Genomic DNA, 22,505 nt, shown 5'->3' with positions numbered 1-22,505 from the left:
TCATACAGCCTCCAACTTGTTGGAGGCTACTGCCAGTTTTTCTTTGGCCATTAAATCCGCTAATTCGGCGGTGGGAATATTCTCTTTTATTGAGCGATCGAATAATTCTAGAAGACGATCATAAATATTATGAATTAATTGATTGGCAATATTAATGTCGTGATAACGGTGAATGGAAGCTGCTTGAATTAAGCCTCCAGCATTAATTACATAATCTGGCACATACAGCAATCCTCGTTGATGAGCGATAATTCCGTATTTTCGATGGGCTAATTGATTGTTAGCAGAGCCTGCGATGATCGATGTACGAAGACGATTAAGTGTATTTAAGTTAATGACTCCACCAACAGCACAAGGTGAAAAGACATCACACGAAACATCATAAATTATTTCTGGTGCGATCACACGCGCCTGAAATTCATCTGCAAATTGTTGAGTGACTTCTGGTTTGGTATCACACATAGAAATGGTGACACCAGCTTGATATAACAAACGAGCTAAGTTGTAGGCAGTTTTACCACCGCCTTGGAGTACCACGTGTAATCCCTCTATTGTGTCGCGATTTAATTTAAATTTAACAGCTGCTTTTATGCCAAGAAAAATACCGCGTGCAGTAAATGATGAAGGATCGCTTTGTGATTTATCAGTTCCTGCTGCACCAATAACATGTGGCGTGCATTCTGCAACAATGTCCATATCTTGGGTGGTTGTGCCAATATCCATAGCTGTAATATAACGACCATTCATGCTGTGCACGAAATCCCCAAAAGAGCGAAAAAGCATCTCGCGATTTTTAATTGTAGAATGATTTAAAATGACTGCTTTTGCACCACCATTTGGCAAATCAGTGAAAGCTGCTTTCAAAGTCATCATATAAGAAAGTCGAATGGCATCTTTTAAGGCTAGATTCGTGGAAGAATACGAGTAGAAACGACACCCGCCAATGGCAGGACCACGCTTCGTACTGTGAATAGCAATAATAGCGTGCAATCCTGCAGTTAAATCAATTTTGGTATGAATGTCGCCAAAACCAAGCATTCTAGCATAGCGCATCAATCCTGCATAGGTGTGATAATGGTGATTGAATGTTTTATACATATTTAACCTTATTCAAGGAACCTGAAAAATTGTCACAATATTAACAAGGTTTTTAGTAGGATGTATAGAGATATAAGGACTGTTTTTAAGAAAAACAATGAAACTTTTAAATTAAAAAAGAACTGCCCATCTAAGTGTCCCTATTTAGATGCACTTGAAAATATACTAACTTCTTTTTACGGAGTAAAAAGCTATATACGAAACTGCTATAGGGTTTAATATCTAATTAATGCTTTCGGTAAGAAGCAATCATTTATTTTTTAGATCGTGGTTAGAGCCTCATAACAACGCCTGGTATAATTTGACGTTGAAGGTGATCCTATGGGCATGAATGTATCACACGATTGATTAGGCGATTAGTTTTAGTATAATGTTGGCCAATGAGTACAGTATTTTTGCATTGGGCAAATATTTATAAAAGCGATAAAGTTGAAAGTGAGACTAACATTGGATTGAAAATCGTGGGTCCAGATCCAGATACATAATCGTATTTCCGTTCATCCAAATTGTAGATAATGAATGCCTATTGGTGTGATCGAAAACGCTATTTTAAAATTTTATATTTTAATTAGTGTATTTAGAGTTAAAATGTCAGTTAACTAATTATTTTCCTATGGATTTTCCTATGGGGTTAATACGGCTTTAGCGATCATCTGCAATTACTTTAAGGGCAATGAATAATTTTCTGGTTACTTATTTAAAAAAAGCCTTGTCTTTAGCAAAAACGCGGCGCGGGTTTTGTGCGCCTAATCCTGCGGTTGGTGTGGTGTTGGTAAAAGAAGGTACAATCATCGCAACAGGTTTTCATAAAAAAAGTGGTTTTCCTCATGCCGAAGTAGAAGCTATCCGATCCGCTGGAGAAAGTGCAAAAGGTTGTGATTTGTATGTAACCTTAGAGCCCTGTTGTCATTACGGAAAAACGCCCCCCTGTACTAATTTGATTATTCAATCCGGTATTAAATCAGTTTATTATGGGTTTCGAGACCCAAATTCTGTTGTGTCAGGTAATGGAGCTCAACAATTAGAAAAAGCAGGTATCCGTTGTTTCTTTATCGAATTACCGGAAATTAATGCATTTTACGAAAGTTATCATTATTGGACAAAATATAAACGCCCTTGGGTGACAGCAAAATTGGCGTTAAGTTTAGATGGAAAAATCGCAGGACCTAAAGGAGAATCCCTGATTTTAACAGGAGACGAGTTAAAACAATATACTTTTGAATCTCGTAAGAGGAGTGATGCGACATTAACCACGATTAATACTATCTTGAAAGATGACCCTCAATTAAATGTGAGACTGAATAGTAAGGAAATAAAAAAAACGATTTATATCTTGGATTCGGATCTTCGATTGCCACTTACTGCCATGCTCCATAAATCAGCAGAAAGAATCATTATCTTTCACAATAAACGAGTAGATTGGAAACAAAAAGAAGTGTTAATCAATAAAAATATTCGATGTATCGAGATACCTAGGTCAAAAAACGGTTTAAATTTAAATAAGATACTCAGTATTATTGGTAATGATGGTGTGCATGATTTATGGATTGAAGCTGGTGGGCATTGCTTTCAATCCTTTTTAAATAAAAACCTTCTAAATCGTGCTCTAATCTACATTGCCCCTAAAATTCTTGGCACTCATGCTACTTCAGCATTTAAAATTCCTTTTTCTTTTTCGGAACATTCTATCCAATGGCATCAATACGGGAAGGATGCTATTTGTGAAGTTCAATTTCAGTAACGTTTCTGTTTCTATTTGCTCCCATCAATATCATGATATTTCTAAAATCAATTTAAAACGTTATCATTGATCCAAAGGCAGATTACTTTTTTTAAAAGTGAAATCTAAAAGTGAAATCGATAATCTTTGCCTCAATTCTAATTTCTTCATCGAAACCGGAAATATTTGAATAATCAATATATTAATCTGAAAATAAATTGAGATGTTCATGAAATTAATACGATTTTTTATTTTTTTTAAATCACTTATATTTATCTTGCGTCTATTCTATATCATGAAATGAAATAATTTGAATAATCCCAGACTTCCTTCAGTTCGAGCAATAAGCCACTATCTTAGTCTTGCATGTTTTCCAAGGCATTCTATCTGTGATTTACTATTACACGTAGTAGTTCTTAGCGAGAATTTGTAGCGCTCAGTTTTTTGTGAACTTCAGGAGATGTTAGGCTATAACAAACTTGTCTCTGTGTTTTTCGTTCTAATTAGGATTTCATCTAGCAAGTAGATATAAATGTATTTGCTTCAATTGTTGCTTAAATGATTTATCTTTGTTACAGTAAATGTAGTAAAATTGCTAAGGTGTCTTAATTAAGAGCGGTGGGGGCATAGGGAGGCCCTAGAGAGTGATAGGGTTCTTGTTGAAATATAGTCCATAGGACTTTTCCTCTCGACTGAGGAGACAAAGGTCCGATGCCAACTATTATAGTCAGGTCAGCGAACTTCAGAATAACGGTTACAGTCCGGATGGAAGAAAGTTGAACATCTTTCTTTACCGTCGCCTCCCTGGTCTTTCGTAAAAAGCACTGGCTAAGAACAGCTGTTGATTGTAAAGGTTCCTTACCTAAAGAGGGATTGTGTTTACTGGTATTGTTGATCATTGTGGTGTTATACATTCAATCGAAGCATCGTTCGATCGCACGATTTTGTGGGTTGATAGTCATTTCCGCGATTTACAAGAAGGTGAAAGTATTGCAGTGGATGGAGTTTGTATGACGGTGGTACAGGTAAGCTTTGGTTGTTTCTCTTGTGATTTATCCACAGAAACACTCGCTTGTACAAAAGCAGGACATTATCAAATAGGGGATCGGGTGAATCTAGAACGTGCATTGCTTCTGACAGACCGATTAGGAGGGCATCTTGTTTCAGGACACATTGATCAGACCGCTACGGTGGAAACACAAAAAAAACAAGCAGGATTTGTGCAGCTGAATTTTGAAGGTATTCCAAATAAGTCGAAAATTTATTTGATTCAAAAAGGGAGTATAGTGGTTAACGGTGTGAGTCTAACCATTAATAACGTTATGAAAAGTGGTTTTTCCGTCATGTTAATTCCCCATACCCTGGGACGAACGAATCTAAACGATTTTAAATCTGGTCAATGGGCAAATATTGAATTCGATATGGTGGCGAAAATAATTATCAAAATCACTCAGGAGAAAATAAAGCATGCGCAAATCGTTTGATAGCATCAAAATTGCCCTTGAGGCGCTACAACAAGGCAAAATCGTTGTTCTAGTTGATGATGAATCACGTGAAAATGAAGGCGATTTAATCGTTTCAGCTGAACATGTTACATCTAAACATATCAATTTTATGACACTTCATGGACGCGGATTGATTTGTTTATCAATGTTGGCATGTGATTTTGAGCGATTAGATATTCCGATGATGGTAAGACGAAATCGCTCACGATACCAAACACCTTTCGGTGTATCTATTGAAGCTGCCTATGATGTAACAACGGGAATTTCAGCACAAGATCGAGCACGAACTATCCAAATTGCTATTGATGAGAAAAGTAATCAGGATGATATTGTGATGCCAGGTCATATTTTTCCTCTGAAAGCGAGGGATGGTGGCGTATTAATTCGTCAGGGGCATACTGAAGGTAGTGTTGATTTGTGTCGTTTAGCAGGATTAAAACCGGCAGCTGTATTATGTGAAATTTTAAAAGAAGATGGTAGTATGGCGAGACTACCTGATTTGTATCGTTTCTCAGAAAAGCACGATATGCCATTAATTAGTATTCAGGACTTAATTACTTATCGAATTAATCATGAAATATTAATCGACGAAATTTCTGCTTCGACGTTACCAGTTAAAAATCGTGGTAAATTTAAAATTAAAGCCTTCCGCAGTCGTATTGATCATTTAGAACATATTGCATTAATTAACGAAAAAATTGGATCTGATCAAACTTGTTTAGTACGAATGCATTCGGAATGTTTGACAGGTGATGTATTTGGTTCGGCACGATGCGATTGCGGATGGCAGCTACACGCCGCTATCGATGAAATTGCAGCGCAAGGGGGCGTTTTGCTTTATTTACGCCAAGAAGGCCGAGGTATTGGTTTAGCTAATAAAATAAAAGCTTATGCTTTACAAGAAGAAGGATGGGATACGGTAGAAGCTAATTATCAGTTAGGCTTTGGGGCTGATATGCGAGATTATGGATTAGCGGCCCAAATGTTACAGACGTTGGGCATACAGAAAATTCGGTTATTAACGAATAATCCCGATAAACTGAAAAGTTTGCGACGGTATGGGATTGAGGTTGTTGAACGAGTAGCATTGGAGACTGCACCGACATGCGATAATATCAGTTATTTACAGACAAAGCGTGAAAAGCTTGGGCATCTGTTAAATTTAGCGGAGGTAATCAATGAAACAGCCAATTAAACTTGCCATCGTAGTAAGTCGTTTTAACGAATTAGTGGTGAAGAAATTATTGAGCGGTGCTCTTACACGGTTGGTAGAATGCGGTATTTCTAGCCAAGTAATTAAAACGTTCTGGGTACCTGGCGCTGTGGAAATCCCGTTGATAGCGAAGCGACTAGCAAAAACAGAAAATTATGAGGTAATCATTTGTCTAGGAGCTGTTATTCGGGGCGAGACTAATCATTATGATTACGTGTGTGAGCAAGTGAGTTTAGGTTGTCAACAAGTTTCCTTAGAATACGAAATTCCCGTTATTTTTGGTATATTAACTACTCAAAATAAAGAACAAGCTTTTGCTCGAGCGGGTGGTAAACATGGTAATAAAGGGGCTCAAATGGCCGATGTGGCGCTGGAAATGGTTCAGCTGATGAAAGAGCTATCTATATAGAGCCCCAGTAGTTAGTAATGTGTAATAGTAACCCTATTCTGCAAAGCGTTTCTAATTGGTTTGTAAAACGTTTTTCAGATCCTGAGGCGTTAGCCTTGTTTTTCACTCTGCTTTTTGGTTTTTTACTTATTGAGTTTTTTGCACGGTATTTGTTACCTGTAGTAATTAGTGTGGTTATTGCTTATTTATTTACTTCCCCTGTTCGGTGGCTCAGGCGATGGTACTTCCCACACTACTTAGCTGTCATAGTGGTATACTTTTTTTTTCTAGGCCTCTTCTTGCTTTTGTTATTTGGTTTATTTCCATTGATGTGGAAACAGTTAGTTGGAATGATTTACGAGTTTCCAAGAGCTGTTGTTAAAGGTCAAGCCTGGATGATGGATTTTGCGCGCCATTATCCTAAATTTGTTCCTCCCAATCCATTAGGTAATGTAGCCACTTATCTGCAAGATCAATCAGCCCGAATTGGTCGTTTTATTGTATCTTTTTCACTATCGTCAATTCCCGGTGTTATCGAAATTATTCTTTATTTTGTTTTAGTACCGTTATTAGTTTTTTTCTTTTTAAAAGACGGCAATGTTATTAAACATTGGTTGAGTCGTTTTTTGCCAGAACGTCGTGGATTAATTCGAATTGTCTGGTACGAAATGAACCAAAAAATTGGTGCTTACATACGAGGACGGGTAATTGAAGTTCTCATTATGAGTGTGGTTGCTGTTATTACTTTTACGGCGTTAGGATTACAGTATGCGTTTTTATTGGGTGTTTTGTTAGGTTTATCTGTTATTGTTCCATATATCGGTGCGATTGTTGTTACGATTCCCATTGCTGTTGTAGGCTTAATGCAATGGGGCTTCTTGTCTTCACATTTTGCTTACTTAATGATTGTATATGCTATTATCATCATGTTGGATGGCAATTTATTAGTGCCCTTATTATTTTCAGGTGTAATGGATTTACACCCAATTGTGATTATTTTATCCGTATTAGTGTTTGGTGGTATTTGGGGATTTTGGGGTGTATTTTTTGCAATTCCGTTGGCCACTTTGATAAAGACTGTTTTAAACGCTTGGCCATAGTCGAAAAGTCATAATAGTCGAAAACACCCTGGAAAATTTTGAAGCAAAGCAATTTGCTTGTAGAATCTACCCGGAGCCTTGTAGAATCTACCCGGAGCGCTGAAGAGACGTAGTTTGTTTCTTTTAGTGTTTAATGATTTACCTCTTCTCTTTCTTTATTTATATCGCCAAAAGAGTTGCCAGCAGATATCATTTTTTCTTGAGTTATCTCAACAGCTTTTTGATTAGCATCGTTAAAAGCCGCTTTTATCAGATCTTCTATGATCTCTTTAGGCTCTCGAAATAATTCATCGGCCAGATTCATCTCAAGAATATCATGTTTTGCAGTGATTGTCACTTTCACTAATCCAGCACCTGATTCACCTGTAATGCGAACTTTGGTTAGTTCATCTTGTGCTTTTTGCATGATCTCCTGAATTTTTTTTGCATTCTTCATAAAATTGCTAATATTAAAGTTATCAGTCATTATTGCCTCGATCTGTTAGTTCATTTCAATTGGGACTCGAGAATGGAAGGCATGACTCAATGTACCGCCATCAAGATATTCTAATTCACCACCAATGGGTACGCCATAAGCAATGCGTGAACACTTTATTCTAGTATGATTGATGTGATTTGCAATATAGTGCGCTGTAGCTTTTCCTTCCATAGTAACATTGGTAGCAATAATCAACTCCTTAATATTTTCGTCCTGCAAACGGTGCAGTAAGGTGGGAATGCCTATTTCATGAGGACCGACCCCATCCAATGGTGAAAGATGCCCCTGTAATACAAAATATCGTCCTGAATAAACGTGTGTTTGCTCAACAGCTACTACATCAATAGGACTTTCAACTACACACAATAGTGTTGCATCTCGTTTAGTATTGCGACAAATATCACACAATAGTTGTTCAGTATAAATTTGGCACAATTCACATTGCCCAACTTTGTGGATTGCGGTTTCTAATGCGCGTGATAGAGCCAATCCTTTAGCTTGTCCAGATTTTGCAAGGAAGTAAAAAGCCATACGCTGTGCGGATTTTCGTCCAACGCCTGGAAGGCTTTGTAAAGTATCAATTAATTCTTTAGTTAGTGGACTAAACACCTGATCCACCTTTTCTTTAATTATTAATACAAAGCAAATTGACAAACATCATCAGGAATGTACATGTTTTGTAATAACTTTATTTTACACTATTTATTTACTTAAATTTTTTCATGCTCTTCAAACACACTACCTAAACTCTTTGACTTTATTTTGTAATACGTGTTCATCAAATTTGATGTCTCAAAAATTGCGGCCTCCGTCATGGTAACCTTAATAATTTTATCAGAAGATTTCCTGCTAATTTCAGATATGCCACGCCAGAATACACGCTCTGCATCTGTTACTGGATTCTGATGATACTATTTTGACATCTGCTAGTAAATAATTATTAACTTCTGTTGGCAGCGTTCTCTAAAATAGTACCTCCTGACTATTTCATTACTTTTCCTATTATCACGCTAACATTTTTTCTTTTTGCCACTTTTATCATTGCTACTTTGATTGTGAAATTCATCTCATAGGTTTCAATTTCATTAATTATCAAGGTGAGTAGTTACTTTTCATGAGGAACAATACTTTCCGTAAGGAGTTTAGCGTCAAAGGCTTGTATGATTCGTTGAACTTGTTCGTCGTTTATTAAAGTTTTTTCAGCTTTTAACAGACGATCTTGTGTTTTCTTTCTAGAGATTATAGCTGGTGTTTCACATTGATGATCATTGATATGAATTTTTATCCTTATGAAACGATTGAAAAGCTTAGAAAGCGCTTCACTTATTCGTTCTATCTGTTTTTGTCGCAATAACGGCTTTTGTTTCGAATGTAGTGTTAAATGTAACTCTGTCTCAGTCATTTCTTTAAAACTACATTGTTGAGCTAATGCTAAGGCAGCACCTGTTAAATTCAGTTGAGGTAACAATTGATGCCACGGTGTTTCTGATTTTTGAGTGGTTGAGGCAATTGGACAAGTTTGCAAAGTCTCCTTAGAATCTGTATAGAAAGCAAGCATTCGCAACAGTGTCATTTCGAATCCGGTTTGTGCCGATGGTGAATAAGGTAAATCTCGTTGTCCAATTAAACCAATTTGATAAAAAAGTTGCACATCTTCGCAAGAAAGCTTTTTTGCTAATTCTTGTAGTTGATTATTGTTATTTTCCATAGGTACATCCGGCACAATCTGAAGGACAGTTATTTGGTGTAATAACGATAATAAATCAGACAGTACATTAGAAAAATCAACCCCTTGCTGAGCGAATTCATTGATACACTTGAGTAAATGATTTCCCGACCTCAGAGCAAGTGCATCAAGAAGATTAAATAATAAGGTTGGTTCAATCATCCGAAGCATAATTTTCATGTCTTCGGTTATAATTTTTCCATTACCATAAGCAATTCCTTGATCTAGTAAGCTTAGTGCATCACGTATACTGCCATTAGCAGTACGAGCTAATAAATCAATTGCCTTGGTTTCGAATTCGATTTTCTCTTCCTGTAACACATGACAACAATGAGCAGCAATTTGAGATGGGAACAATTGTGTCAAATGAAATTGCAAACAGCGAGATAAAACGGTAATAGGTAATTTATGATGATCGGTGGTCGCTAGAATAAATTTAACATGAACAGGTGGCTCCTCGAGTGTTTTTAAAAGTGCATTAAAACTATGACTGGAAAGCATGTGCGCCTCATCGATTAAATAAACTTTGAAACGACCTTTTGTCGGAGTGTATTGAATATTTTCGAGTAGTTCACGAGTATCCTCGACTTTAGTACGAGAAGCCGCGTCTACTTCAAATAGATCAGGAAATCGGCTTACGTCAATTTCATGACAATTGTTACACTTGTTACAAGGATTCGCGCTGACTCCTTTCTCGCAATTTAGGCATTTAGCTAGGATGCGACTTATCGTAGTTTTTCCGACACCTCGTGTGCCGGTAAAGAGGTAGGCGTGATGAAGATATTGTTGGTTCAAGGCATTTCTTAACGCTTGAACCACAGGCCACTGCCCAACTACTTCCTTAAAATGTCTAGGTCTCCATTTTCGCGCTAAGACTTGATAAACCATACCTGACCTCAAAAAGAAAGGGCAGCTACAAAAGCCACATCTCGGCACCCAAATCTACACCGTTACCGTTGCTCCTTTCCAGGTCTAGCGGGATTCACGGTGATTTGCTGCGAGAGGACCTCATGTAGCCGCGCCGTCTACCTATATTTGTCGGAGAGAGAGGGATTCGAACCCTCGATACGAGCTAACGTACACACAATTTCCAGTCGTGCCTCTTCAACCACTCGAGCATCTCTCCTCTCCACAAACACACGAAAGCACAAAAGTTAATAATGATCCTCTTATTCGATGCAATCAATAGATCAACAGACAGATTATCGATTCATATAGACACCCATCTAGATGACCTTTATCTGTCCATTCCGTCTTTTGCAGAAATGACAAGGGTTTTTACTTTTGGATCTTTATTCCACTGCTGCATACTCGGCTCCATTCTAGTATATAATCTTAATTATGTTAAGAGTAGTTCAAGTATTCGCAAGTAAATTTCTGACAGTTTTTCTAAATCAATAACAAGAATATGCTCATTAATATGATGAGCTGTTTGGTTGGGTGGCCCTAATTCAACAACTTCACAACCTGTTGAGGCGATAAAGCGACCATCGGAAGTACCACCACAAGTGTTCAGTTCTGTATCGAGGTAACAAATTTCTTTAATGGCTTGTCGGCTAAGGGCAGCTAATTTCCCGTTTCCACTAAAGAACGAGGCACTTGAAATACTCCAACGTATTTTATAATTAAGTTGGTGATGATTGAGGATTTTTTCCAGTTTTTCTTGCAGCATTTTGGGTGAGTGAATAGGTGCAAAACGAAAATTAAATTTAGCGGTTAATGTCGCAGGAATTACATTAGCAACACCAGCCTCAATACTGTAAAACTGAAACGAAGTCGGATTAAAATGATCATTACCTTGATCCCATTCAGTTTTTATTAGAGCGTCGAATGCTTGAAAGCTATGGTGGATAGGATTGTCTGCTAGGTGGGGATAAGCAATGTGACCTTGCTTGCCAATTATCGTTACTTCCCCGTGCATGGAGCCGCGGCGACCAATTTTAATAGTATCGCCAAGAATCTGGTTACTGCTCGCTTCACCGATGATGCAATAGTTAAGCTTAATATTTTTTTTCTGTAAATATCCAACTACTTTTTTTGTACCATTTTCGGCGAGACCTTCTTCGTCACTAGTGACAATAAAGCCAATGCGACCCTTGTGTGTAGGATATTGTTTAATAAAATTTTCAGCAGCAACGACCATTGCAGCTAATCCACTTTTCATATCAGTCGCGCCGCGTCCATAAAGGTAACCGTCTTTTTCGATAGGAATGAAGGGTGGAGATTGCCATTGGTTTTCATCTCCAGGTGGAACGACGTCGGTGTGGCCCGCAAAAATAAGAGAAGGTTGTTTATCACCATGCCATGCCCAAAAGTTAGTAACTTCTTTAAATGGTAGACTTTTACATTGAAATCCTGCGGAAGTTAAGCGATTCATTAAAATTGCTTGGCAGCCTGCATCGTGAGGGGTAACAGAAGGGCGCTCAATTAATTGTTTGAGCAATTGCAGTGTGTCAGTCATTTTTTATACTTCACGTAATAATTTATTGAGTAAAGTTTTACTTCTAGTTTTTTCATCTACCTGTTTAATTATAATTGCACTATAACGATTATAATTTCCATCTCGAGAAGGTAGACTTCCTGGGATAACAACTGAGCCAGCGGGTACTCGCCCGTAAGTAATTTCTTGCGTTTGACGATCATATATAGGTGTGCTTTGCCCGATAAACACACCCATTGAAATTACAGAACCTTGTTCAATAATGACTCCCTCGACAATTTCTGATCGTGCTCCAATAAAGCAATCATCTTCGATGATGGTAGGCTGAGCTTGAATAGGTTCGAGTACACCACCAATGCCAGATCCACCAGAAAGATGAACATTTTTCCCAATATAGGCACAAGAACCTACGGTAGCCCAAGTGTCGATAAGTGTTCCTGAGTTGATATAAGCTCCGATGTTGATATAGCTAGGCATTAAAACAATATTTGGTGCCAAATAAGCACCTTTACGAATGAGCGCATGTGGAACAATTCGGATATTAGCTTGATGAGAAGTATCATCAGTATATTTCAAAGGCATCTTATCATAAAATGAGGTATAACCAGCACGAAAGACCTTACAGTGTTCGATTTTAAAAAATAATAGAATAGCCATTTTTATCCATTCGTTTGTAACCCACCGTCTACTTTGTTTTTCAACAACTCGAATCTTGCCTTTATCAAGATCTTCGATAACACGATAGATAGCTTGTTGAATGTCATCTGGTATAGAGTTAGGATGATATTTTTCTCTATCTAGATAGGCGTTTTTAATAATGGTTTTTAAATTACTCATGAATTACCGAACCTAATATGGAAATTTTATAAACTGTGAATAATGCCATAATTTGTGATCATTTTACATTAGATTCATCAAATTAGCTTTCTAGCTATCGTTGAGTATCTCAGATTTATATTTTTAGGTTATAAATTGCTTAATATCATTGTGATAACTATGCAGTGTACTAAATTGATTTTTCTAGAAGTGGCTAGTATGATGCCCCTTGTTTTCTTAAATTTTAACGGGGTATAGCGCAGTCTGGTAGCGCACCTGCTTTGGGAGCAGGATGTCGGGGGTTCAAATCCCTCTGCCCCGATTGCTCGTTTTCCTTTAGTTTTAGCTAAACCTTTTGTATGCGGAAGTCAAAAGACTACATTTCTATATTGTTAGGGAGATATATTTTTGGTTCCATGATGGACACAAAAACGGAAGTTATACTTGCTGTAAAATGTTGTAGCCACTCATTGCACTAGATTATTTAAGTGTTTAACGCAATCATTATTATAATTGTTTTTACATCAGCTCGTATTGATATTCTTAGTCAATAAGCATTCAAAAAATATGATCTTAGCATTTGAAATCCACGAAAGCCTAAACTAAAGACCTTTGTCATTGATAAGCAAAGTATTTCATCCATCAGACAGAACAAGTAAATTATATATAGCAGAAGAGACTCTGACTTAACTTAGAATATGTGCTAGCATACGAGCGTTTGTATGCTTACTTGGTAAGAACCGCTATGATATCTGTTGATATTCTGCTAAGTCCGGGGTAAATTCATAAATTCATTGAATTTTGATAGCACAGTATAGAAAACAGTTTTGCTATCCTGCATATCGCACCATCAGGAGATGCCAGTAGTGGTAAGAATAACTAAAAGACAGTAGGGAAATTTAGTTTAGAGAAACGTTCTTAGGCGCCCGTAGCTCACTTGGATAGAGCATCGGTCTTCTAAGCCGAGGGTAGCAGGTTCAAGTCCTGCCGGGCGCGCTTTTGGGATTGCTTTTAAAACTACATCATCTCTTCCCAAGTAGAAGAGACAATGGACGGTTTTGAATAGGTTATTAAGGGAAAATAATGTATTGAAAAAATCATAATTATAGAGGGATAATTATCTGGTGGGCGTAGCTCAGTTGGCAGAGCCCCGGATTGTGGATCCGGTTGTCGTGGGTTCGAGCCCCATCGTCCACCCATATTTAAGTTAAAAGGTGGATTAGACGTAAAAGTAATGTATGAATAATATATGATAGTTTGTTGACAATAGGAGTAGAAATTTTGAGATAATTACCCTGAAGGCGATAGATGCGTCTTGGCTCTGCGTTTGTTAGTTTTATCTTTGTAACCCATTATTTCCAATGATTAGACATTGTAGGTGGTGTTAAGAATACCATCATAGTAACCGTCAATCTTAGAAAATTTAACGAAAAAATAAGAAAATAAGTTAGTTACTTTGGAATCGAGTCGTATCATATTCTCTTAAATAATGTATCTGATGAAAATCGTTATTGTAGAGTGTTGAGGTGAATAAAGGTTTTGATTCCTATTAAGAAAATTTTCTCAGTTATGAGAAAATCGAAAAGATCGATGCAGTCATACTTTCTTTAAAAAGAAATTGGAATTAGAATGATCTTAATCATTGGTTATTGATGAGTGAAACTGTTGGAGGTGATAATAAAGGGAAAATACGTAATATTGTAACAGATAGGTATAAAAAGATAGGTACAAAAATTATCTTACTAATTTTCAGATAGAGCGAATATTCACTATTAGTGTTAAGGATAAGGTTGTAGTTAGTACCCCAGATGCGTTTTGTATCATTGATAAATCGTATCCGCAAGAAGTCAAAGTAATTGTCAAGGCAATGAAATTACAGCAAGATTTTGTTGGCACAGAGCACAAACAACGCATATATCGTCCGTGGGGATTTTATGAGAAATTAGTCGCAGGAATCAATTATCAAGTAAAGTATTTAATGATTAATCCAAAGTCTGCGCTTTCATTGCAACTACATTATTGTCGATCGGAACAGTGGGTTGTTATTAGCGGTGCAGCGGAGGTCATTAATGAAGGAGCTGTTTTTAGGTTGAACCATAACCAATCTACTTATATTGTAAAGAGGTATAAAGCATCAAGTAAGCAACTTAAGTGATGAGCTACTGTTAATGATTGAAATGCAAAGTGGTCAATATTTAGGGGAGGACGATGTGGTACGTTTTGATGATATTTATGGACGTTCCATTAGCCAAAAATCTCATGAAAGTGAGGCGTCCCGTAAAATAACAGAATAGATGAATGCGCCATCCCAATGGCAAAGATCTGTCTAAAAGAAAATTCAAAAAATAAAATATGATCCTTTTAATGAAGTCTTGTCTAACAATAAAAGTTGGGGTATAGGTTGCTGGGCTATCGTAACCACCATAAGATTTTAAACAGTATTGTGTAAGTCTATTCGCCTCTTGCTTTCTTAGTTGGACTAATGAAATGAAGGTTTCGTCATCTTTAAATCGATCGCGATATTTATAGGTTTCATCAATAAAAGAAATAAAAGACTTTTTATTACGGAAATGAAGATGTTTAAAACAATTTCTTTTAAAAAAAATACTCGATGTAAGTGGAGTTTTTTTAATCTCATAAAAATGTCATACAAGTGTAAATCTAAGAAAGAACCTTTATAGGCAGTTGGGAAAACGGCTTGGAGTGTTTTACAAGTGGTTCGAGACAAAATCGGAAAAGTAGGCAATGATTTTTTTATTCAAATTATTTGGATAAGCTAGGTAAATGGTATTAGGTTGCATGCAATGAAAGTCTACGATTTTTTTTATCCCAATTTACAGAACATCATCGTTAATGGCGATAATAATTGCTCCTTTAGAGACTTTAAAGCAGGTGATGTTGTAAAAACCCATTGTATTGCGCGGTTGAACTAATTTTTTTATTTTAAGTTTTTTGTATTCAAAATCGTGCATGGAATTATCATTACTGTCAATAAATAAAACGACTTCTATGTTTTCTGGATGCAGCGCAGTCTGGTGAGCAGAATTCAAAAATTACCTCAACCGTTGAGGACGTGCTCTCGTTGGTAAGAGTAGAGATAAATTTATTCGATCCATGATGATATTTCTTCTGTCTGTATCTTCTTTCGAAAGAGATAATAGTCTTCTGGAACACCAATACCAATAAAAGTACCTATGAAAGGGAAAACATGAAAAAATAGCGTTGGCAATGAGTATTTAGAAAATCATTTTCAAATGAAAACGGGTCTTGGCCTAAGCGAGATAAATGCCTAGTAAGTTCAGGAGAAACCAAGTAGATACCTGCATTAATCCAATTCAGCTTAATCTCAGCTGCCTGAAAAGAAACAACTTGTTTATTTCGTAACGTGAGGCGATTATAATGCCTGACTTGTGAGGTAGTAGTTATTTTTACCAATAATAGGATACTTTTTCACGGAAATATCTCAAATAAGACTCTCTCATCAAATTTAATGGGCAGGAAGAGTAAGTATCACCATGCAAGATCATTCAAGATAAAGATACATCTTGTTATCAACACTTATTGTTGGCGTGGTCATCATGGCGCTGGAGACGATTCAGTGATAGGGTATCGAGATGTTAAAGAAATCCAACATTGGATTCAACAAGATCCTATAGAAATTTTAAAAACAGCATTACAAGAACGCCAGATTTTAAATGCACATTTTGATAAGGGTTATAAAAATAAAATCCAAACAGAAATCGAAGAAAGCTTTCAATTCTCGTTAAAGAGCGATTATCCTACTTATATTACAGCCTACAGAGCACACTAGCTTCTTGGCCAATAACCAAATGTACAGGTAACTTTATTCGATCTTTTTGATAATCGTATTCGATAGCCTCTTCAATCATACGAATACGTCACATATCGTGATAGAGTTTTAATAAAAATTCTGATTGATACTGTTTAGTACGCATCAAAAATTCTGTTGGATTGATCATTGTACATGTAAATTTGATCATCTGCATTGCTCCTTATCCAAGTGAGATACATACTGGCTTGCTGTGATCCCAAATAATCTTACCTTTAAATCCCACTACATTTGCTATTATTTCCGCCAAGTGTTTGATATTAATGTCGTAATTGCAACTAATGTTGATAGGATTGATATTTTCAGTAGCATCGCTCGCTAACAACCGCACCACAGCTCTGATTGCATTATCTATAATATATAAATTCGCGTTTAGGTGATCCTGAGCCCCATAGTACCATTTGAGCATATTGATTTAATTTGGCCTGATGAAATTTACTAATTGAGACACTCGCCACATGAGCGCTGTCAGAATCAAAATTATCATAAGGACCATATAGAGTGTTAGGAATCGCGAAGATAAAATTCGTGCCGTATTGTTTGTTAAATGCTTCACGGAGTTGGAAAACAGACAATGCAGCAACTGTATAAGATTGGCTTGTTGGTTCTAAATAATTTCTAAAAAGAAAGTGTTCTTGTAATGGTTGAAAGACATTTGCAAGATACATACAAGAGGAGCCTAAAAAAACAGCTTTTTGAATATTTGACTGATGACAAGCTCGCATCACATTTAACGTAGTTAATAAATTGTCAATCATTAAGTCAGCGGGAATAGCTTGATTAAGATTAATTCCACCACTTTTCCCCAGTAGGGAGATGACCTGGTGAGGAGCATACTTTTGAAGTAGTAATAAGATGTCACCCAAATTATACCTATCAACCTCATTTTCCTTTATAGGAAGTAAGTCATTTTGGGTATCTTTGGTTAAGTACGAAATCAATGTATGACCTAACATTTTATCGGCACCAAAGATCAAAATTCGGCTATTTCTCATCAAAAACCATACGGCTTGTATAAGACAATTTGACTTCCTTCATGTTCAAAACGAAAAGTCACATGGATATAATGCTTAAGCTCCTCTCTGATACGTATTTGTGCCTTTGAATCGGCATAAAGTAGTAAAAATCCTCCCCCACCAGCACCGAGAATTTTACCACCTTTTGCACCAGCCTTTTTAGCTGTTTCATACATATGGTCAATTTCTGGTAAGGAGACTTTATCAGATAATTCTTTTTTACATTGCCAAGCTTCATCTAATAACTTTCCAAATTCATCTAACGAGGTTTGAGGATTTGAAATGATGGAGGTTGCCTCACCGACCATTGCATATATGGTACGCAAAAGATTTTTTTTCGTACTAAAATTTTTAACTTTGGAGGATTCAATTTCGGTGGCGTAATGCGAAAACCCTGTAAAATAAAGCATCAAGTTATCTTGTAGAGCGTTTAATCTTTCTTTATCGACAATAATGGGCGTAACTTTGTGATCATAGTCCTTTTGGAATATAATGTTGTTGAATCCCCCATACGCAGCTGCAATCTGATCTTGACAACCGACAGCCTCCTGAATAATTTCACGTTCAATATGGATCGCTTCTTGAGATAGTTGTTTTGGCTCAATCCGTTGACCGCGTAACGCTAATAAAGCGTGTAATAATCCTACAGTGAAGGAACTACTAGAACCTAACCCAGAACGTGCAGGTAAATCAGCGTTATAGTGAATTTCGACACCTTCTTCTTGCTTTAGGCGCGACAATACGGCTTTAACAGAAGGATGCTGAATATCATGATAACTTTTTGTGTTTTCTATGATTGAATAAACTACGCGATGTTTATGCTCAAAAAAGGGCGGCAGATGTCGACAAGAAATATAACAATAGCGATCAATACTTGCACTGATAACACTACCACCATTCTTCTCGTACCATTCGGGAAAATCAGTACCTCCTCCAAAAAAAGAAATTCGAAATGGTGTACGACTGATAATCATATAGCAACTACTTGCCCAATTAGTAGTTTTCTAGATAAAGTAATCGATAACATATCTTTAACATGATTAATCACTTTTTGACCAAATTTTGCTTTTATTAAATTTAGATAACGAGAATTTGAAAAATAGGTTTTGAATACTTGATCACAAAAAGTAAGAACTTCGGCAGCGGTTAGATATTCTGTGGATAAAGGCGTACATTCATAGCTATGTTGAGAATACCCAATCCATGAATTCGGTGATTGCCACCTATCGGTTGTCGTTATTGTATACAATTTAGATCCTGGATAAGCCATTGTACTATAGAAATTAGCAAATTCGCAATTCGCTTCGATGGCCAAGTTCAATGTTTCTCGCATTGATTTATGATCATCACCTGGTAAACCAAAAATATAATTTCCAATAACATTAATACCAGCATCTTGGATTTTTTTCACTACTTGCAGTATTTCTTTGCTCTCCAGTCGACCTTGTTTAATTTTATTGCGCACATACTTACTTCCTGATTCGATATCTAGCGTAAGCCAACGAAAACCAGCCCTTTTTAATTTATCTAAAAATTCGTCTTTAATGGTATCAACGCGAGTATAAACCCAAATATTTAGGTCATAATCACGTTGAATTATTAAATCGCAAATATCAAGGACGTGGTTGCGATTTAGTACGAACATTTCATCAGCAAACTTAATATTTCTAATTCCATAATTTTTTACTAATCTATCAATGTTTTTTAAAACGGTTTCCGGTGACCACACACGATAAGATGATTTACTAAAAAGTGCATTAATACAACAAAAGGAACATTTGTAAGGGCATCCTAATGAAGTGTACAAAGAAACATAAGGCTGTTGCTCGTCAATATGTTCAAAACAATGCCAATTATGTGCGCGGTAGCGATCCATTGGTAATAAGTCCCAAGAACCATGGGCCATAGTTGATTCTAGGTTAATAAGTAATTCTTCAGGTTCATTGCCAATAATGCGTTGCCCTTCTCGGTACCGTAAACTCTTTATTTTTGCAAATTGCGGAGATTTTTTGGTGAGTTCGAGAGCAGTTTGTAAAATGGTTTGTGATCCTTCACGATCACAAACAAAATCGACCTCTTCTTCTTGCATCGTTCGCGGTGGTAAAGCAGCTGGGTGAGTTCCAGTCATCAGGATTTTGTAATCAAGACTGGTCTTTCTTATTACAGAAGCAATTTCTCCTGATGCAGGCATGTTTTGTGTAGAAGCAGAAGGCTGAAAACTATAAATAACTAAAACAATCAAAGTAGGAAACAAAGTAGGAAATTGACTGTCCTGCTCTATTTTTTCTACTACCATCATGGGTGATAAATTTTCTGCCGATGCATCAATAAGTCGAACCTCACAACCGTGGTTACGAAAATAGGTCGCAAAAAGGGCAGCTAAAGAAGGGGACTCAATGGCTGAAAGTCGGTTATTTAATCTTTGGTAAACCGTTTGGGTGCTACCAGGATTAATGAGTACGATGGTTGGCTTTTTGTTCACAGAACCTCCCTTCGTTTTAAAATGCTATTATATGTTGATGTCATTATACGTTGGAGTATATGCTGTTCCTTAGCATAGTATAACCCTTTATCAATTCAATGATGCCATCGTTGATAGAATATTGTGGTTTATAACCTGTATTTTCTATTTTTTTATTTGAAATAACATAATTTCTTTGATCAGGATCTTTTCCATAAGAAGCTTCGATATAATGAAAATTAGGTAAATTAGCTTTGATTTTTGCACATAATTCTAGTTTGGACAGATTTGCGTTGGATAAACCAACGTTAAAAATTTCGCCTTTTAATAAATCAAAATGAGTTATGGCATGCGAAAATGCCCTGGCTACATCTCTGATGTGAATGTAATTGCGTCTAAAATTTCCTTCAAATAATACCAAGAAGCCATCATAAACAGCGCGGTAGGTGAAATCATTAACCAGCAAATCCAAACGCATCCTTGGAGACATACCAAATACCGTCGCCAATCGGTAACTGATAGCATTGGGATGTTCCATCAATGCTTTTTCTACCTCTACTTTTTCAATTGCATAATGAGAAATAGGATTTAGTGGAGAAGTTTCATCGCAGAAATTATCTGCATCTCCGGAACCGTAGGCGCTGTTTGTAGTTGGCATGATGATGCGTTGCTGAGAGCTAATGTTATCCAACATCATCAAAATAGCTTCCTTATTGACAGCTGTTGCTGTAAGAGGATCTTGATTACATAAAGGGGCACCTACTAATGCAGCAAGAGGTAAAATGTAGTCAACCTTTTTAATTAGAGGCAACATGGTTGATTTTAAACGGACGTCGCCTTTGATTATCTCGAAATTTTTGTGATGGCAAACAGTGTTTAGACTATTCTGTTTGTAACGGAAATTATCAATAACAGTAATTTTGTATCCTTGAGTTAGCAATTCTGGAACACACACTGAGCCAAGATAACCAGCGCCTCCCGTAACTAGAATAGTTTCCATCCTGCCCACTCCAATATTTTCGGAACTTAGGTAATATTAGTTTGAAGTGCATAATAAAGTCAAGCTGTGTTTTAATTTGCAACTATAGTACTTAATTAATGATATGAAAAATCTATTAATGATGAAGCTGTTAATACAAAACGGTGTTCAGGTGTTCAGAATACAAATGGACGTAAATTTTATTTTAGATAGATGTGAGGTGGTATAAGGAGATAATGCAAGGAAATTTGTGAGCCTTACATTAATTGGCGATCTCATGCCTAAATCTTATCGACGACCGAATAAAAAAGCAATGGTTATGTCACTCCGAAAAGTAAAGTTCCTCTTTCCTCTGTATAAAACTAATTATCTACAAAATAAAAGTTGAAAGGTAGTATTCGAATGAGTATTTATTATTGAGCGAAATGAATTCGTAAGAAATTTCTGTCATTATTTAGGATATTCCATTAGTAATTTGAAAAGCATTTTGTTTGAGACACAAGATAGTTTTTTAATCTGATGTAGTAGAAATAAAAATATTTGCTATCAAAGTAAATTTTTTTATACTTCATAATGAATAAAGCAATCTAATGAAGTCCGACTGATTACATGATCAGTATTTTCTTACAAGTGCAGTGACACTGGAAAAAGAAGTTATCTTTCTAGAAGATAGAATTTATATGTATGAACTATTTAGTAAACAATTCTAACAGCAAGATAGATCAATGGTATGGAATATGATCGCTAATACTCTTATTGAATAAGAAATAAAAATATCTACTTCTACGGTTTTTTAAGACGTGAGATACAATCGTAATACAGAATCGCGATATATAGATATAGTGGATTTCCAAATTTTTTTTTTAAATAATTCTGGTAGATGTAATTTTTTGAGAAGGAAAAATAGCTGCAATTTATTAAGATATTAAGAAAGTATTTCAAATTTCTAGAATAAAAAATATATAATTTAGTGGTACAAGAATTCATCTAGTTTCTATTATTAACACAGCTACTTAATTCATCTGTGATTATTTTTTCTATATTAAAAAATGACCAAAATCCTGAATTAGATGTCATGCTTAATAAAGACATTATGCACTACATTGCACAGTTAAATGCATACTTGTGTGTTTTTCCATTTTAAGAAAATTTTCTTCTCAGAAATAGTTATCTAAGTATTAATTAATCAAAAATGATCTATAAAAGAAAAACTGCACTGATACTTGTGATCCTCTCTAAAAAATACTTTGACAGAGACCGTTAGAATAGTATCCATCTTACGATACAATCTAAATCAAAACTTCATTATAGTTCTGAAGACATAGAAAACATATATTTGAGAAATTTTCACCAATAATTTCTTTAGCAATAATTTCTTTAGAATACATTTAGAACATATTTAAAAAATGCATCGTTAAATAGCTTTCTATCAATACAACTGATTGATAAACATAAAATAATAAGTAGCACTTCATTATAAAGATTTATCATTTTTTCCTTCTCTTCTAAGTATTTTTAAAATAAATCCATCAAAAATAAACATATTAAGATGATGATGGTAGCAACGTTAATTTAAGCCTATTTAGTAGAATGCTGATGACTATTTCGTATATATTTTCGATCTTAAATGAACTTTACTAGTCTGAATCTATCTAATTAATAGATAATAAAAGTGATTGTATTGACAGATATATTTTACCTTCTTACTAATTATC

Annotated in this window: 18 protein-coding genes, 4 tRNA genes and 1 other RNA gene; 11 read left to right on the top strand and 12 right to left on the bottom strand. The window is 35.9% G+C overall.

Translation table 11 applies throughout. The annotated features are described in order from the left end of the window. Entirely contained in the window at nucleotides 1-1,098 is a 1,098-nt protein-coding gene (locus CEAn_RS03135) for a Leu/Phe/Val dehydrogenase (RefSeq protein ID WP_211923745.1), read from the bottom strand. A 673-nt stretch (nucleotides 1,099-1,771) separates the two neighbouring features. On the opposite strand from CEAn_RS03135, the gene ribD reads away from it, so the two are divergent. The 5 genes from ribD (at nucleotide 1,772) to CEAn_RS03110 (ending at nucleotide 7,024) form a co-directional block, all read left to right on the top strand. Beyond that, complete coding sequence (gene ribD, locus CEAn_RS03130; RefSeq protein WP_211923744.1) at nucleotides 1,772-2,839, top strand: bifunctional diaminohydroxyphosphoribosylaminopyrimidine deaminase/5-amino-6-(5-phosphoribosylamino)uracil reductase RibD; 1,068 nt, start codon at nucleotides 1,772-1,774, stop codon at nucleotides 2,837-2,839. Between the two features lie 854 nt (nucleotides 2,840-3,693). Continuing rightward, complete coding sequence (locus tag CEAn_RS03125) at nucleotides 3,694-4,302, top strand: riboflavin synthase (RefSeq protein WP_211923743.1); 609 nt, start codon at nucleotides 3,694-3,696, stop codon at nucleotides 4,300-4,302. Further along, on the top strand, nucleotides 4,286-5,518 hold the full coding sequence (gene ribB / locus CEAn_RS03120; protein ID WP_211923742.1) for a 3,4-dihydroxy-2-butanone-4-phosphate synthase: 1,233 nt from the start codon (nucleotides 4,286-4,288) through the stop codon (nucleotides 5,516-5,518). Before CEAn_RS03125 ends, ribB begins: the two co-directional genes overlap by 17 nt. Next, nucleotides 5,502-5,945, top strand: a complete 444-nt coding sequence (gene ribH, locus CEAn_RS03115) for a 6,7-dimethyl-8-ribityllumazine synthase (RefSeq protein ID WP_211923741.1) — start codon at nucleotides 5,502-5,504, stop codon at nucleotides 5,943-5,945. The genes ribB and ribH overlap by 17 nt, the downstream gene beginning before the upstream one ends. Before the next feature lie 17 nt (nucleotides 5,946-5,962). Beyond that, nucleotides 5,963-7,024 (top strand): AI-2E family transporter, encoded by a 1,062-nt coding sequence (locus CEAn_RS03110; protein WP_211923740.1) that lies wholly within the window; start codon nucleotides 5,963-5,965, stop codon nucleotides 7,022-7,024. Nucleotides 7,025-7,154: 130 nt separating this feature from the next. Here the strand turns inward: CEAn_RS03110 and CEAn_RS03105 are convergent, their stop codons facing one another. From CEAn_RS03105 to dapD, 7 genes are all read right to left on the bottom strand, one after another. Further along, nucleotides 7,155-7,493, bottom strand: a complete 339-nt coding sequence (locus CEAn_RS03105) for a YbaB/EbfC family nucleoid-associated protein (RefSeq protein WP_211924183.1) — start codon at nucleotides 7,491-7,493, stop codon at nucleotides 7,155-7,157. Nucleotides 7,494-7,505: 12 nt separating this feature from the next. Next, a complete protein-coding gene (gene recR / locus CEAn_RS03100) occupies nucleotides 7,506-8,111 on the bottom strand; it encodes a recombination mediator RecR (protein WP_211924182.1) in 606 nt (201 codons plus the stop codon). A 496-nt stretch (nucleotides 8,112-8,607) separates the two neighbouring features. Further along, nucleotides 8,608-10,116: a DNA polymerase III subunit gamma/tau gene (gene dnaX / locus CEAn_RS03095; RefSeq protein ID WP_211923739.1), complete on the bottom strand. Its 1,509-nt coding sequence runs from the start codon at nucleotides 10,114-10,116 to the stop codon at nucleotides 8,608-8,610. A 25-nt stretch (nucleotides 10,117-10,141) separates the two neighbouring features. Beyond that, an RNA gene (ffs, locus tag CEAn_RS03090) (signal recognition particle sRNA small type) lies at nucleotides 10,142-10,240 on the bottom strand. Nucleotides 10,241-10,267: 27 nt separating this feature from the next. Further along, nucleotides 10,268-10,354: transfer RNA gene (locus tag CEAn_RS03085), tRNA-Ser, on the bottom strand. A 213-nt stretch (nucleotides 10,355-10,567) separates the two neighbouring features. Beyond that, nucleotides 10,568-11,689, bottom strand: a complete 1,122-nt coding sequence (gene dapE / locus CEAn_RS03080) for a succinyl-diaminopimelate desuccinylase (RefSeq protein ID WP_211923738.1) — start codon at nucleotides 11,687-11,689, stop codon at nucleotides 10,568-10,570. A 3-nt stretch (nucleotides 11,690-11,692) separates the two neighbouring features. Further along, on the bottom strand, nucleotides 11,693-12,505 hold the full coding sequence (dapD, locus tag CEAn_RS03075; protein ID WP_211923737.1) for a 2,3,4,5-tetrahydropyridine-2,6-dicarboxylate N-succinyltransferase: 813 nt from the start codon (nucleotides 12,503-12,505) through the stop codon (nucleotides 11,693-11,695). A 227-nt stretch (nucleotides 12,506-12,732) separates the two neighbouring features. Here dapD and CEAn_RS03070 point away from each other — a divergent pair. The 6 genes from CEAn_RS03070 (at nucleotide 12,733) to CEAn_RS03045 (ending at nucleotide 16,295) form a co-directional block, all read left to right on the top strand. Continuing rightward, a tRNA-Pro gene (locus tag CEAn_RS03070) sits at nucleotides 12,733-12,806 on the top strand. Nucleotides 12,807-13,406: 600 nt separating this feature from the next. Beyond that, nucleotides 13,407-13,480 (top strand) — tRNA-Arg (locus CEAn_RS03065). 128 nt (nucleotides 13,481-13,608) lie between these two features. Beyond that, nucleotides 13,609-13,681: transfer RNA gene (locus CEAn_RS03060), tRNA-His, on the top strand. Nucleotides 13,682-14,351: 670 nt separating this feature from the next. After that, nucleotides 14,352-14,639 carry a phosphomannose isomerase type II C-terminal cupin domain gene (locus tag CEAn_RS03055; protein ID WP_244670058.1) on the top strand — a complete coding sequence of 96 codons (288 nt, stop codon included), beginning with the start codon at nucleotides 14,352-14,354 and terminating at the stop codon, nucleotides 14,637-14,639. 13 nt (nucleotides 14,640-14,652) lie between these two features. Beyond that, nucleotides 14,653-14,778: a hypothetical protein gene (locus tag CEAn_RS03710; protein WP_211923736.1), complete on the top strand. Its 126-nt coding sequence runs from the start codon at nucleotides 14,653-14,655 to the stop codon at nucleotides 14,776-14,778. 1,196 nt (nucleotides 14,779-15,974) lie between these two features. After that, nucleotides 15,975-16,295, top strand: a complete 321-nt coding sequence (locus CEAn_RS03045) for a thiamine pyrophosphate-dependent enzyme (protein WP_211923735.1) — start codon at nucleotides 15,975-15,977, stop codon at nucleotides 16,293-16,295. Between the two features lie 386 nt (nucleotides 16,296-16,681). Here the strand turns inward: CEAn_RS03045 and CEAn_RS03040 are convergent, their stop codons facing one another. Genes CEAn_RS03040 through CEAn_RS03025 form a run of 4 tightly spaced genes read right to left on the bottom strand, consistent with a single transcriptional unit; the run spans nucleotide 16,682 to nucleotide 20,811 of the window. Then, nucleotides 16,682-17,290 carry an NAD-dependent epimerase/dehydratase family protein gene (locus tag CEAn_RS03040; RefSeq protein WP_244670118.1) on the bottom strand — a complete coding sequence of 203 codons (609 nt, stop codon included), beginning with the start codon at nucleotides 17,288-17,290 and terminating at the stop codon, nucleotides 16,682-16,684. Between the two features lie 38 nt (nucleotides 17,291-17,328). Continuing rightward, entirely contained in the window at nucleotides 17,329-18,324 is a 996-nt protein-coding gene (locus tag CEAn_RS03035) for a GHMP family kinase ATP-binding protein (RefSeq protein WP_211923733.1), read from the bottom strand. After that, the gene (locus CEAn_RS03030; RefSeq protein ID WP_211923732.1) at nucleotides 18,321-19,832 is read right to left on the bottom strand and encodes a B12-binding domain-containing radical SAM protein; all 1,512 of its coding nucleotides are present in this window, start codon (nucleotides 19,830-19,832) and stop codon (nucleotides 18,321-18,323) included. The genes CEAn_RS03035 and CEAn_RS03030 overlap by 4 nt, the downstream gene beginning before the upstream one ends. Nucleotides 19,833-19,875: 43 nt before the next feature. Next, nucleotides 19,876-20,811 (bottom strand): NAD-dependent epimerase/dehydratase family protein, encoded by a 936-nt coding sequence (locus CEAn_RS03025; protein ID WP_211923731.1) that lies wholly within the window; start codon nucleotides 20,809-20,811, stop codon nucleotides 19,876-19,878. Nucleotides 20,812-22,505: the final 1,694 nt, after the last annotated feature.

The sequence above is a fragment of the Coxiella endosymbiont of Amblyomma nuttalli genome, from assembly GCF_018107685.1.
In the GTDB taxonomy this organism is placed as follows: Bacteria; Pseudomonadota; Gammaproteobacteria; order Coxiellales; family Coxiellaceae; genus Coxiella.
Note: the sequence above shows the minus strand (reverse complement) of the source record. Positions and strands in the feature narration are given on the sequence as shown.